General features: G+C 69.3%; 10 protein-coding genes and 1 pseudogene. 7 read left to right on the forward strand and 4 right to left on the reverse strand.

Annotated features, from left to right (window positions below):
- Positions 1-1,041 (reverse strand): M4 family metallopeptidase (locus ACI2LP_RS33015; protein ID WP_404728219.1); only part of this gene is annotated, 1,041 nt, incomplete at its 3' end.
- 404 nt (positions 1,042-1,445) lie between these two features.
- Between ACI2LP_RS33015 and ACI2LP_RS33020 the strand changes: the two genes are divergently transcribed.
- The 5 genes from ACI2LP_RS33020 (at position 1,446) to ACI2LP_RS33040 (ending at position 7,549) form a co-directional block, all read left to right on the forward strand.
- On the forward strand, positions 1,446-1,994 hold the full coding sequence (locus tag ACI2LP_RS33020; protein WP_404728220.1) for a CchlQ: 549 nt from the start codon (positions 1,446-1,448) through the stop codon (positions 1,992-1,994).
- A 271-nt stretch (positions 1,995-2,265) separates the two neighbouring features.
- Positions 2,266-2,910 (forward strand): TetR/AcrR family transcriptional regulator, encoded by a 645-nt coding sequence (locus tag ACI2LP_RS33025; RefSeq protein WP_404728221.1) that lies wholly within the window; start codon positions 2,266-2,268, stop codon positions 2,908-2,910.
- A 57-nt stretch (positions 2,911-2,967) separates the two neighbouring features.
- Positions 2,968-4,653, forward strand: coding sequence for a LuxR C-terminal-related transcriptional regulator (locus tag ACI2LP_RS33030; RefSeq protein ID WP_404728222.1), 1,686 nt, complete (start codon positions 2,968-2,970; stop codon positions 4,651-4,653).
- A gap of 212 nt (positions 4,654-4,865) precedes the next feature.
- A complete protein-coding gene (locus ACI2LP_RS33035) occupies positions 4,866-6,251 on the forward strand; it encodes an FAD-binding oxidoreductase (RefSeq protein WP_404728223.1) in 1,386 nt (461 codons plus the stop codon).
- A 149-nt stretch (positions 6,252-6,400) separates the two neighbouring features.
- The gene (locus tag ACI2LP_RS33040; protein ID WP_404728224.1) at positions 6,401-7,549 is read left to right on the forward strand and encodes a serine hydrolase domain-containing protein; all 1,149 of its coding nucleotides are present in this window, start codon (positions 6,401-6,403) and stop codon (positions 7,547-7,549) included.
- 36 nt (positions 7,550-7,585) lie between these two features.
- Here the strand turns inward: ACI2LP_RS33040 and nhaA are convergent, their stop codons facing one another.
- Positions 7,586-9,418: a Na+/H+ antiporter NhaA gene (gene nhaA, locus ACI2LP_RS33045; protein WP_404728228.1), complete on the reverse strand. Its 1,833-nt coding sequence runs from the start codon at positions 9,416-9,418 to the stop codon at positions 7,586-7,588.
- A gap of 254 nt (positions 9,419-9,672) precedes the next feature.
- On the opposite strand from nhaA, the pseudogene ACI2LP_RS33050 reads away from it, so the two are divergent.
- Positions 9,673-10,280: pseudogene (locus ACI2LP_RS33050) on the forward strand (rhomboid family intramembrane serine protease).
- Positions 10,281-10,447: 167 nt separating this feature from the next.
- Here ACI2LP_RS33050 and ACI2LP_RS33055 read toward each other — a convergent pair.
- Both ACI2LP_RS33055 and ACI2LP_RS33060 read right to left on the reverse strand, forming a co-directional pair.
- Entirely contained in the window at positions 10,448-10,666 is a 219-nt protein-coding gene (locus ACI2LP_RS33055) for a hypothetical protein (protein ID WP_404728225.1), read from the reverse strand.
- Positions 10,667-11,161: 495 nt separating this feature from the next.
- A complete protein-coding gene (locus tag ACI2LP_RS33060) occupies positions 11,162-11,857 on the reverse strand; it encodes an SDR family oxidoreductase (protein WP_404728226.1) in 696 nt (231 codons plus the stop codon).
- An 83-nt stretch (positions 11,858-11,940) separates the two neighbouring features.
- Between ACI2LP_RS33060 and ACI2LP_RS33065 the strand changes: the two genes are divergently transcribed.
- Positions 11,941-12,838, forward strand: an 898-nt coding sequence (locus ACI2LP_RS33065) for a helix-turn-helix transcriptional regulator (protein ID WP_404728227.1), incomplete at its 3' end; no start/stop codon positions are given.

A 12,838-nucleotide genomic window follows, 5' to 3' on the forward strand; every position in this document is an offset into this window, starting at 1 on the left:
GTACTCGAGGCCCGCGGTACGGGAGGTCAGGCCGTGGCTCATCTCGTGGCCCGCCACGTCGAGTTCGGTGAGGGACTTCTTGTCGCCCTCGCCGTCGCCGTACGTCATGCAGAAGCAGCTGTCGTCCCAGAAGGCGTTGACGTACGACTGACCGTAGTGGACCCGGGAGTACGCGGCTTTGCCGTCGCCCGCGATGCCATTGCGGCCGAGCTCGGTCTTGTAGAAGTCCCAGGTCGTGGCGGCGCCGTAGGCCGCGTCGACGCCGGCGGTCTGCCGGTTGTCGTTGGTGCCGCTGCCCCACTTGTCGTCATCGTCCGTGAGCAGCTTGCCGGTTCCGCTCTGGCCCTGGTTGAGGTCGTACGTCTTGTGGCCGCCGCGCTCGCCGTCGGTGAGCTCGAAGCCGGAGCCGGCCTTGGTGGTGGAGAGGGGGACCTCGCCGCTGTACTGGCTGGCGCCGGTGCCGGTCTCGATCCCCTCGTACTGGTGCAGCTTCTTCCCCGTGGTGGCGTCCGTGATGATGTGCAGCTTGCTGGGCGTACCGTCCTTCTGCACACCGGACTTGACCGTCTCGAAGGCGAGGACGGGCTTGCCGTCGCCCGCCCAGATCACCTTGCGGGCGCCGAGCGCGGCTTTGAGTACGGCATCGGTGGTCGCCACCGATATCCGTGCGTCGTTCGCCTTGTCCACGCCCTTGAGCCTGCCGTTCTTGGCGGTGTGCGTGACGAGGTCACCGCCGAGGACGGGCAGTCCGGCATAGGTGCGCTCGTAGCGGGTGTGCACCGTGCCGTCGGCGTCCTTGATGACGTCACGGACGACCAGCTTTTCCTTCTCGCCGAGGCCGAGCCCCGCGGCGGCCGAAGTCGCCTCGGCCTGGGCGGACTTGATGGCAGCGGCACGCGCGGACACGCCCGTCGGGGCGGGGGTGGGGCCGTCCGCCCGGTCGGGTGCGGTGGTCGCGGAAGCGGTCTGCACGCCGACGACGACCATGGCGGCCGTGGCCGCGAGGGCAGCGGCGCGCAGGGTGTTCTTGTGGGGGGTCATGCGATCTCCGTCGCTCGATCTGTGGGGGGTTGATCGCCGCCGAGCGTGTCATCGAATGATCGAAATTGACGGGGTGTCGACAATTACCTCACATTCTTTTGACCAGTTCTTGTCCGAATGGAAGCCGCCGTTGTCCGCTTACCGGCGAACTCCTGAGACTTGGGCAACGTGGGGCAGTGCCGGGGGAGTTGGTGGACCCGCGGTGGCGGAACACCGGGCGGCCGAGCGCGCAGTACGCGTCACCCTTGCGCGCAGTGGCGTGTGCGGGCTGCGCAAGGGGCTTGCTGGGGCAGAGAGTTCGCGCGACCGGTCACGAGCGCCACATGGAGCCTGACCCCTGTCCTTCCAGCGAAGTCGCGCGTAGATTCCAGCCTTTGACGTTGTGATCACTACTGGGGGAAGACGTGGACTGGGGGACGCTCGTTGCGGCGGTCAGCGGTGGCTCTATCGCCATTTCCGGCACGGTTCTCGCTGATCGCCTGCGCCATCGCCAGGAAGAAGACCGGGGAGTCGGGGCCCGGCGGCGCGCGGTGTACATCGAGTTCATCACCGCCGCGGGGACCTGCCACGCTCGGTTGCGCCAGATCGCCGAGGTCCCCGGCGCCGAAGCCTGCCTGGACACGGCCACCCGTGCGGCACTGAGCGATGCTGCGATCTACGAAGTGCGCGAACGGCTGTTCATCGACGCGACCGCCGCCGTCGCCAGTGCCGGGCAGGCGATGTTCGAGCAACTCCGCGCTCTTCAACGCGCGGTTGCGGCAGGCGCGACACTGACATCACCCGCCTTCCACGATGCCTACCACCCCTACCTCGGCACGGTCTGGGCCTATCGGGTCGCAGTGCGCAATGAGTTGGAGGGAAAGCCCCTCTCGCCCGCGGTCTTCGGATGGGACGGGTGGGATGGCAAGGACCGATGCCCGATATGCCAAGGGACCCCCGTCCCCGGAACCTGAACGTCGGGCTCCCCCGGCCCACGAACGATGCGCGGGCCGGCGAACGTCGCATTGTCGATGACGACGTCCGCCCTCCCGACGGGTCGACTTCCTCGAGGTGGATGCGTTCCGCCGCCAGATAGCGGTTGCGGTGAATCGACTCCGCTTCTGAGCCGGCCCAGTCCTGATCCCGTTGGGCGCCCCGACGAACGGCGTTGATGGTACAGCTGTATCATCAACATGACCTGGCAAGAGCCCGGAGCAGAGGGACCGACGAGCGGAGACGCGGCAGATGCCCAAGCGCGTGGACCACGACGAACGGCGTACCCAGATCGCCGAGGCACTCGTCCGGGTCGCCGGGCGGCGCGGACTGCATGCCGTGGGGATGCGCGACGTGGCCGCAGAGGCGGGGGTGTCATTGCGACTGGTGCAGTACTACTTCCAGACCAAGGAGAAGTTGCTGCTCTACGGGCTGCAACAGCTGGCCGGCGGATTCGGCGAGCGAGTCGCCGCCCGGATTCGGGCCGCCGGGGACGACCCGGGGCCGCGCGCGATGATCGAGGCGCTGCTGAAGGCGTCGTTGCCGACCGACGAGGAGAGTCGCACCTTCCACCTCGTCTACACCTCGTACGCCGTTCTGGCCGTGACGGACGAGGCGCTCGCGTCCCAGCCCTTCATCAAGAACCCCGACGCCGCCGAGGATGCCGTGACCGACCTGCTCCTGCAGGCGAAGGACGCGCATCTCACCCGGCCTTGTACGGATGCGCGACTGGAGGCGATCAGCCTGCTCGCCATGTCTGCGGGACTCGGCACCAGCATCCTGGTCGGCCAGCGCAGCCCGGAGTCCGCCGCCGCGGTCCTGGACCACCACCTGGACCGGATCTTCCAGGGCGGCGGGCGCAGCGACTGCGAACCTGTCGAACGGCCTCGAGGGTAGCCCGCTCCTATCCTGGTGAGGGGGGTGCGGCTCGCGGAGCGCGAGAAGGGAGCCGCGGTGGCTGAGCAGATCACCCACAGCGAGCAGGCGATCGAGCAGGCTAGGGATGCTGTCGCCCGCGAGGCGTGGGCCGATGCCTACGCCGCCTTGCGCGACCTCGACAATGACCGCACGACCCCGGACGACTTCGCTGCACTCGCCGACGCCGCCTGGTGGACCAGCCGCATCGAGGAGTCGATCGCAGCGCGCACCAAGGCCTACTCCGGTTATGTGGCGGCAGGCGCCGCCCGGCAGGCCGGATTCAGCGCCTGGATGCTCTTCTACGAGTATCAGCTCGCGGGACGTACGGCCGCGGCCGCCGGCTGGCTGCGCCGGGCGCGGCAGCACCTCAGCAGCGAGCCCGAGTGTGTCGAGCAGTGCTATCTCGCCTGGGTCGAGGCAGGGGAGGCAGAGAAGCGTGGCGCGTTCGACGAGGCCATGAGCTGTGCCCGCCGGATGGCCGGCATCGCGCGGCGCTGCAGCAGCCCGGATCTCCTCGCCATGAGCACCCAGGCGCAGGCGGGCGTACTACTGGCCCAGGGGCGGATCGTCGCCGGGCTCGAACTGCTCGACGACGCCATGTGCTCGGCCATGGCGGGCGAGCTCAGCTCGTTCTTCACCGGATGGACCTACTGCCTGGGCCTCCAGAAGTGCATGGCCTGCGCCGACCTGGAACGAGCCGCCGAGTGGACCGACGCTGCCATGACCTGGTGCGCGTCGATGCCCGATGAGAACAACTTCCGGGGTCTGTGCCGGGTCCACCGGGTGGAGGTGCTCGAGCTGCGCGGTGAATGGTCCCGGGCCGAGACCGAGGCGGCCATGACGTGCAGGGAGCTGCTTCCCTACGAGGCCCGGATCGCCGCCGAGGCCTTTTACCTGACCGGAGACATCCAGCGACGGCGCGGCGATCTGGCGGCGGCCGAGGCGTCGTACGGGCGCGCGCACGAGCTCGGCCGTGACCCGCAGCCGGGCCTTGCGCTGCTGCGCCTGGCCCAGGGCAGGGCCGACTCCTCCGCTGCCGCCCTGCGGCTCGCGGTGGCAGGCGAGGCCGGTGGGGGTGAGGGCAGCGCACCTGGCCGCCTCGGGCGCTGTCGGCTGCTCGCGGCCCAGGTGGAGACCTCGCTCGCGCTCGGACAGCTCGATCAGGCCCGTACGGCAGCGGACGAACTGGAGTCGACCGCTCGCGAGTGGCAGCAGCGGCGCGAGTCCGAGACCACCGTGCTGCATGCGATCGCCGCGGCGGCGGGCGGCGCGGTGGCATTCGCCGACCTTGACCTCGGGCATTCGCTGCCGCTGTTGCGCCGGGCGCTGTCGCTGTGGCTGGAGCTGGGAGTTCCGTACGAGGCGGCGCGGGTCCGGATGACCCTCGCCGCCGCCGACCGTGCCGCGGGGGACGACGAAGGCGCACGGCTGGAACTCCGCGCCGCTCACGCGGCCTTCGAGCGCCTCGGCGCAGTGCCCGACGTGCGGCGGGCGGCGGCCTTGCTCAGCACTGCGCACCACCGGCTCCCCGGCGAGCTCACCGACCGGGAGGCGCAGGTGCTGCGCCTCGTCGCCGCAGGCCAAACCAACCGGTCCATCGCCTCCGAGCTGGTGATCAGCGAGCACACCGTCGCCCGGCACCTCAACAACATCTTCGCGAAACTCGACGTGTCCTCGAGAGCGGCCGCGACGGCGTACGCGTACACACACGGGCTCGCGTGATCCCGGGGCCGCGCGTGATCCCTCGTACGTGACGTGATCCCCGTACGTGATCCCGTGCGCGATCCGGCCCATGGGCAGTTCTGCCCATGCCCACTTCGGCGAAATGGGCGGTTCCGGCGATGAGAGGCGCCCTGCCCGGTGCCTACAACGGAGCTGTCCCCATTCCCTGAAAATCCCGAGATCCCCGAAATCGCGGAAAGCCGGTGGCGGCCATGACCACCTACACAACAGCCCTCGACGACAAGCTGCTGGCGCGGCTGCAGGGGGCCGTACGCGGCGAGATCATCCAGCCCGGCGACGCCGGCTACGACGAGGCCCGCAAGGTCTACAACGCGATGCACGACAAGCGGCCGGCGATCATCGTCCGGGCAGCCGACGCGGGCGACATCGTCGCCACCGTGGACTTCGCCAGGGAGCAGAACCTGCTGCTGGCGGTGCGCGGCGGCAGCCACAGCGTCCCGGGCCACGGCACCTGCGACGGCGGCGTCGTGCTCGACCTCGGGCGCATGCGCGGGATCCGGGTCGATCCGGAGGCGTCCACGGCTCGGGCCGAGGGCGGCTGCACCTGGGCGGATTTCAACCACGCCACGCACGCCTTCGGCCTGGCCACCACGGGAGGGGTCGTGTCCAGTACCGGTATCGGCGGGCTGACCACCGGAGGAGGCATGGGGTATCTGGCCCGGCGGTGCGGGCTGGCCTGCGACAACCTGATCTCGGTCGATCTGGTCACGGCCGACGGATCCTTCCGGACCTGCACGCAGGAGCACAACGCCGATCTGCTGTGGGCGGTGCGCGGCGGAGGCGGGAACTTCGGAGTCGTCGCGTCCTTCGAGTACCGGCTGCACGCCGTGGCCGACATTCTCGGCGGGCCGACGTTCTACCCGCTCGACGGCGACGTCATACGGCGCTACCGGCAACTGATCGCCGACTCCGACGAGAAGCTCGGCGCCCTGCTTGTCGTCGCGCTCGGCCCGCCGGTGCCGTTCCTGCCCGAGCACTGGCACGGGCGGCCGCTCTGCGGAGTGGTCACCTGCTGGAGCGGCCCCGAGGACGAGGACGACCGGATCCGTGCCCGCCTCGCCGACCTCGGCCCGATCCTGGGGCAGTACGTCGACCGCATGCCGTATCCGGTGGTCAACACTCTCTTCGACGAACTGCTCCCCGCTGGTCTCTTCCACTACTGGAAGGGAACCTTCAGCCATGGCCTGCCGGACGGGGCCATCGACGCGTACGTCGGCTACGGCGCCACGACGCCCACCATCCAGAGCGCAACCGTGGTGTTCCCCATCGACGGGGCATGCCACAGGGTGCGGCCCGAGGAGACCGCGTTCACCTACCGGGACGCCGACTTCGCCACCGCACTCAGCCCGACCCTCCTCACCCGCGCCGACTGTGAGGCCAGCGTCGGCTGGGCGCGCGCCTTCGCCGCGGCGCTCGAGCCCCACTCGTTGGAGGGCGGTTATGTGAACTTCATGGACCACGACGACCAGGACCGCGTCCGGGCCAACTACCGGCAGAACTACGACCGCTTGAGGGCGATCAAACAGCGCCACGACCCCGGCAACCTGTTCCGCCTGAACCACAACATCGCACCCTGACAAGCAGCCCGCCCCCGACCTGACCCGGCGCAGCGGCGCCCTGCCGGAGCGCCTCAGGCTCGGCCCTTTGGATTCGAGGGCACCGGCCCGATGATTCTTCGGCGCGGCGAGGGTCCCACCTGAGACCGCACACTTGAGAGGGTGGACCCATGGGCGAGCTGCGCGACACTCTGGAGACGCACGTCAGCAAGGGCTCGGTGCCGGGAGCGGTGGGCCTGGTGGCCCGCGGTGACCGGGTCGAGGTGGAGGCCGTGGGATCCGTCGACGCCGAGGGCACCGCCCCGATGGCCAGGGACTCGATCTTCCGCATCGCATCGATCACCAAACCCATTGTCGCCGCGGCCGTCATGATGCTGGTCGAGGACGGCCGGATCGCGCTGGAGGACCCGGTCGAGCAGTGGCTGCCCGAACTGGCGTCACCGAGCGTCGTCCGTACGCCGGCCGCGCCGGTGAACGACGTGGTCCCTGCGGTCCGTCCGATCACCGTGTTCCATCTGCTCAGCTCCCGTGCCGGGTACGGCTTCCCGTCCGACTTCTCGCTGCCCGCCGTCGCGCCGCTGTTCAGCGAGCTGAAGCAGGGACCTCCGCAGCCGCAGACCGTCCCCGCGCCGGACGAGTGGATGGCGAGGCTGTCCGGCATTCCGCTGCTGCACCAGCCGGGCGACGGCTGGCTGTACAACCTCAGCTCCGACCTTCAGGGCGTGCTGATCGCCAGGGTCACCGGGCGACCGATGCCCGAGTTCCTGGCGGAGCGGCTGTTCGGGCCGCTCGGAATGGCCGACACGGCATTCGCGGTACCGGCCGTCAAGCTCGACCGGTTCACCGGCTACTACCGGACCGACCCCGAGGGCGGCCTCGAGCTGGTCGACGCCGCCAATGGGCAGTGGAGCAGCCCGCCGGCGTTCCCGAGTGGCGCCGGCGGGCTGGTCTCGACCGTCGACGACTGGCTCGCCTTCGGCCGGATGCTGCTCGCCGAAGGAACGGCCGGCGGCCGCCGGGTGCTCATGCCCGAGTCGGTGCGGCAGCTGATGACCAATCACCTGAGCGTGTCCGAGCGTGAGTTGGCCGGGTTGTTCCTCGAGGGGATGGGCTGGGGTTTCGGCGGCGCGGTCGATGTCGAGGCCGTCGAACCGTGGAGCGTGCCGGGACGCTACGGCTGGGTCGGCGGCACCGGCACGACAGCGCACATCACACCGTCCACCGGCGCGGTCACCATCATGCTCAGCCAACTGGAGATGGGCGGGCCGAGCTTCCCCGCGCTGATGCGGGACTTCTGGCGGTACGCGGCCGGCGCCTGAGACAGGGCCCCTGGTGCCGGGCGTCGGCTGAAGGAACTATGACCGCCGGACGGCTGCGTGCTGACGGGCCGTTCGTACGGCGGTGGTGAGGTGGGCGATGTCGTACGCGCCGTGGTGGCGCCGCCCGTTGATGAAGAAGGTGGGCGTCCCGGACACGCCGCTGAGGTCGGCGGATTCGACGTCCTCGGCCACCCGTGCGGCCCCGAATCGCCGGCGCAGGTCGCGCTGGAAACGCTGTGCGTCCAGGCCGATCTCCGTCGCGTACCGGACGAGGTCGGATGCCTTCAGGGCCTCCTGGCGTTCGAGGAGGAGGTCGTGCATCTGCCAGAACGCGCCCTGCGCGGCTGCGGCTTCGGCCGCTTCTGCGGCCAGTTGGGCGTGGGGGTGGACATCGGTCAACGGCAGATGCCGCCAGACGTAGCGGACATCCCCGAAGTCGGCGAGAAGAGCGCGGACGACAGGTTCTGCCTGACCGCAGTAGGGGCATTCGAAGTCGCCGTACTCGACCATCGTCACAGGAGCGTCCGACCGCCCGCGGATGTGGTCGCGTTCGGCGTCGACAGGCGCGGCCAGGTCGACGATGCCCTCCGTCGCGCCCAGTAGCGCACGAATCTGCGTACGGCGGGGCAGCAGTCCGATCACGGCCGTGACCAGCCAGGTGAGGGCGAAGGCGCAGACGACCGCGCCAAGGATGCCGATCTTCGCCTGTTCCAGCTGGTCGCCGGTGAAGGCGAGGGTCGCGATCAGCAGGGACACGGTGAATCCGACGCCTGCGATGGTGCCGCCGGCCGCCGTCGCGCCCCAGCCGACCGGCGGACACACCCGTCCGTGGCTGAGCCGGCTCGCCAGCAACGATGTACCCAGGACCGCAATCGGCTTGCCCAGCACGAAGCCGAGCAGGATGCCGAGAGTGACCGGTGAGTTCACGGCGCTCGACAGCCGCTCGGCGCTGATCGGGATGCCCGTGTTGGCCAGCGCGAACAGCGGCACGATCACATAGCTGGTCCACGGGTGGAACATCCGCTGCAGCCGCTCGTTCGGCGAGATGGCCGATGCCAGTCCCTGCCGTACCGAGCGTTCGAGCTCCGGTGTCGGCTGTTCACGGAACAGCCGGAACAAGCTGCTCGCGCGCTCCAGGTCGCTGCGGGCCGCAGGGTATGCGTAGGTGAGCAGCCCGACGGCGAGACCGGTGACGACCGGGTCGACGCCGGACTTCAGCAGCGCCGTCCACATCGCGATGGCGAGCACGGCGTACACCGGGCCGGGCCGTACGCCGGAGGCCCGCAGCAGCAGAATGACGCCGAAGAGGCCCAGCGCCACCACGAGGGCGGCCACGGCGATGCGGTCGCTGTAGGCGACTGCGATGACGCCGAGCGCCACGAAGTCGTCGACGACGGTGACCGTGAGGATGAAGCCTCGCAGAGCCGCCGGCAGGCGCGAGCCGAGCAGGGCAAGCATGCCCAGGGCGAACGCGGTGTCCGTGGACATCGCGGCACCCCAGCCGTGCACCGAGTCGTGGCCGCTGTTGATGCCGAGAAAGATGGCCACCGGTACGAGCATGCCGGCGATACCGACGAGCAGCGGCAGGGTCGCGCGGTGCCGTTCACGCAGCTCTCCCATGTCGAACTCTCGGCGTGCCTCGAGTCCGACGACAAAGAAGAACAGCGTCATCAGACCGTTGTTGACCCACTCGCGCAGGTCGAGGGACACGCCGCGGGAACCCAGCTCGAGCGACAGGTGCGTGCCCCAGAAGGCTTGGTAGGAGGCCGGGCCGATGTTCGCCCAGGCGAGCGCGGCCAGCACCGCGGCCAGCAGGAACGTGGCACTGCCCGTCTCGGTCCGCAGAAAGGCGCGCCACGGCGTTCGCATGTCGTCGCCGCAAACGGTCTGCCCGCCCAGGCCGGGAGCCGCTGAAGGTTCGGTCACCTGGTGATTCTCTCCCGCATCCCGCGGTCGAGCCTGCTCGCGCACTGCTTCAGTTGGCCGGGGCGCCCCCATGCTGCGAGCGGGCATGCCGCAACCGAGCCAGCCGAGGGAGCCGTCCGGTGGGGCGGATGTGGAACCGAGTAAGGTGCGCCGGTCGTTTCCGGGGTGGACGCATACGCACGGCGCAGGGGGATGGGATGGCAGGCACAGAGGTCACACAGTGGCGCGGGTCGGACCGGGTGGTGGCTGCGGCCAAGCTGATGGCCGGCTGGGTGGCGCTGCTGTGGGTGCTCGAAGCGGTCGACGCGGTAACGGGCCATGCGCTCGACGCCTACGGAATCGTGTCGCGCGAGCCGGCCGAGCTGGCCGACATCATCCCGGCGGCCTTCATCCACTTCGGCTTCGGGCACGTCGCGGGCAACAGCATCGCGCTGCTGGTCTTCGGCTTCCTCGCCGCGCTCGGCGGCATCCGCCGCTTCCTGGCCGTGTCGCTGCTGATCGTCGTGGTGGACGGCCTCGGCGTCTGGCTGATATCCCCGTCCCACACGAACACGCGGGTGCGTCGGGTCTGATCTTCGGCCTGTTCGGCTATCTGGTGATGCGCGGATTTGTGGACCGCAAGCTGCTGGACGTGGGCGTGGGCCTGTTGGTCGGTGCGATCTGGGGCAGCACGATCCTGCTCGGCATATCCCCGGCCAACACCGAGGTCAGCTGGCAGGGCCACCTCTTCGGCCTGATCGCGGGTGTGGCGGCGGCGTTCGCCTTCCGCCGCCGGGCCAGGAAGTCCAGCGCCACCGGCGTTTGAGTCGAAGGGCCCGGCCCCGGGTGGATGGGTCCGTGCGACAGCGCGAGCCCGCGCATGAACCCCGGAACTGGAGGTTCCGGGGTTCCTGGCCAACCTGCCGGACTTCAGATGGACCGGTGGGTCGAGTGCGGCTCCTGGGCTGTAAGGCCTGGTCGCAGACGCCGCTTTCAGATGCCGGTGGTCTGTACCGTGACGAGGCTGGAGAGCTGCGAAACGGGCACGGCGGGCGCGAGGGACTGGGCAGTGCCGAGGACGTCGCCGACGTTCACGGAGGCGCCCTTACCGGCGGCTTCGGCACCGGCGCCGGCGATACCACCGGAAATGCTGTCCAGCTCGCTGTCGGAAATCTCGCCGGTCTCGACCGCAGGGCTGAAGTCCTGACGCATGACTTTCCCTTCCTTTCAAGGTTCTGGGGTTCCTGAACTGGCGTCGGACGGGTTTACGGCAAAGAAAACCCGGCCGGTTCAACGGTCGTCTGGAGCCCGAAATAGGGCACCAATAATTACGACTCCCGCACTCGAAGGATGCAATCACGCGGGCGGACCGCCCGGCAACTTACTGCGCGGTTCTTTTCGGTGCGCGCACTTCGCCACCACAACCTGCTCTGAAGTGCAGCTTCTTCGCTCGTCAGTGGGTGACGAACCCCATCGCACGGAATGTACCGGCCAACACTCACGGAAAAGCCTGCGCAGGACCCTGACAGGGCATATCTGCATTTACTGTTCCACGGAGACCCAGTGAGGCGAGATGGCGCGAGATGTCTATATCTTCTGCTTATCCATGTATAGGTGAACCGAAAACGGCATTTGGTTGCGAGGTGCCCTGGTGAAAGAATTCCGGCAGGGTTCTGGCTGCTTATGCGTTCGTCGTGGGCTCTGTGCTCACCAGACGACCGGGCCGGTCCTGTCGAAGAAGCCGCCGCTCGGGCCGTCGGCGCCGATGGCAGCCATGCGGACGATGATGTCCGCGCCCTCTTCGACGGTGTTGGTGCCCCGGTGGCCGTTGAGGTCGGTGGCGGTGTAGCCGGGGTCGACCGCGTTGAACTTGATGGCGGGGTACGCCTTGGCGTACTGCGAGGTGATCATGACCAGGGCGGTTTTGGAGGAGTTGTAGTCCAGCAGCGTCACATGGAACTCGATGCGGTCGGGGTCGGCGGTCGCCGCGAGCGAGCCCAGGCCGCTGCTCACGTTGACGACGACCGGGGCGTCGCCAGCCTGCAGGAGCGGCAGGAAGGCGTGGGTGACGCGCACGACGCCGAAGACGTTGGTGTCGTAGGTGGTCTGCATCTCGGACCCGGTGACCTCGCCGACCGGCTTGCCCGCGCCCGCCACCCCGGCGTTGTTGACCAGGACGTCGAGACGGCCGGCGTCCTCGCGGACGAATTCGGCGGCGGCCTTGACGGAGTCCTCGTCGGTGACGTCGATCTGCACAAATCGTGCTCCGAGCCTGGCGGCCGCCTCCTGGCCGCGCTGGGCATCGCGTGCCCCGACGTAGACGGTGTGCCCGGCCTCGATCAGACGGCGAGCCGTCTCGAAGCCGAGGCCCTTGTTCGCTCCGGTGATCAGTGTGGTGGGCATGCGTTCACTCCGGTGATCGGTGGGTTGGTGATGCCTCCACCCTCGTCGCATGGCGGACGAACAGGCAGTACCCGCCTCTGCCTATGGACTGGCAGTACCAGGCTGTACGGGCACGGAGGCCGGATACTGAAGAGGTGAGCGAATCCAAGGAACTGGGCAGGGCACTGCGCGGATGGCGTGACCGCACGGCCCCCGCGGCGGTCGGACTGCCCGTCGGCGGGACACGGCGGGCCGCCGGACTTCGGCGCGAGGAACTGGCCCAGCTCGCCGGTCTGTCGGTGGACTACATCGTCCGCCTGGAACAGGGCCGGGCGACTTCCCCGTCCCAGCAGGTCCTGACCGCGCTGGCCCGCGCGCTGCGGCTGTCAGCGGCCGAGCGTGAGCACCTGTTCCTCCTCGCGGGCCAGCCGGCACCCGGCCCCGGACAGCTGTCGGCGCACATCCCCTCCGGGGTCCGGCGGTTGTTCGACCAGCTGGACGGCGTACCGCTGAGCGTGCACGACGCCGCCTGGAACCTGATCCTCTGGAACCCCTTGTGGGCCGCGGTGTTCGGGGACCCGTCAGCGCAGCGCGGTCGGGAACGCAACGTCGTGTGGCGCCACTTCACCGGCCTGCCCGGCCGGGTCAGCCACAGCCGCGAGCAGCAGATCCGCATGGAGGCGGCCGTGGTCGCCGATCTCAGGGCGGCGACCGCCCGCTACCCCGCCGATGCCGGTCTGCGCTCCCTGATCAAGGACCTGCGGGAGGCCAGCACCGACTTCGCACGCCTGTGGGAGACGGGAATCGTGGGCGTCCACGAGACGGACACCAAGACCGTCCACCATCCCGACGTCGGAACGCTCACCCTGGACTGCGACGTGCTCATTGCCGCGGGCAGCGATCTGCGCGTCGTCGCGTACACCGCAGCCCCCGGCAGCGACACCGCCGACCGGCTCAGGCTCCTCAATGTCATCGGCACGCAAGCCATGACGGAAGACAGCA

The sequence above is a fragment of the Streptomyces sp. NPDC019890 genome (assembly GCF_044903445.1).
Classification (GTDB): domain Bacteria; phylum Actinomycetota; class Actinomycetes; order Streptomycetales; family Streptomycetaceae; genus Streptomyces.

Bases quoted from the DNA above. Each gene is read 5' to 3' on its own strand.
- ACI2LP_RS33055 (WP_404728225.1), bottom strand. From the start codon at position 10,666: ATGCGTCAGGACTTCAGCCCTGCGGTCGAGACCGGCGAGATTTCCGAC.
- nhaA (WP_404728228.1), bottom strand. From the start codon at position 9,418: ATGCGAACGCCGTGGCGCGCCTTTCTGCGGACCGAGACGGGCAGTGCC.
- ACI2LP_RS33035 (WP_404728223.1), top strand. From the start codon at position 4,866: ATGACCACCTACACAACAGCCCTCGACGACAAGCTGCTGGCGCGGCTG.
- ACI2LP_RS33025 (WP_404728221.1), top strand. From the start codon at position 2,266: ATGCCCAAGCGCGTGGACCACGACGAACGGCGTACCCAGATCGCCGAG.
- ACI2LP_RS33040 (WP_404728224.1), top strand. From the start codon at position 6,401: ATGGGCGAGCTGCGCGACACTCTGGAGACGCACGTCAGCAAGGGCTCG.
- ACI2LP_RS33060 (WP_404728226.1), bottom strand. From the start codon at position 11,857: ATGCCCACCACACTGATCACCGGAGCGAACAAGGGCCTCGGCTTCGAG.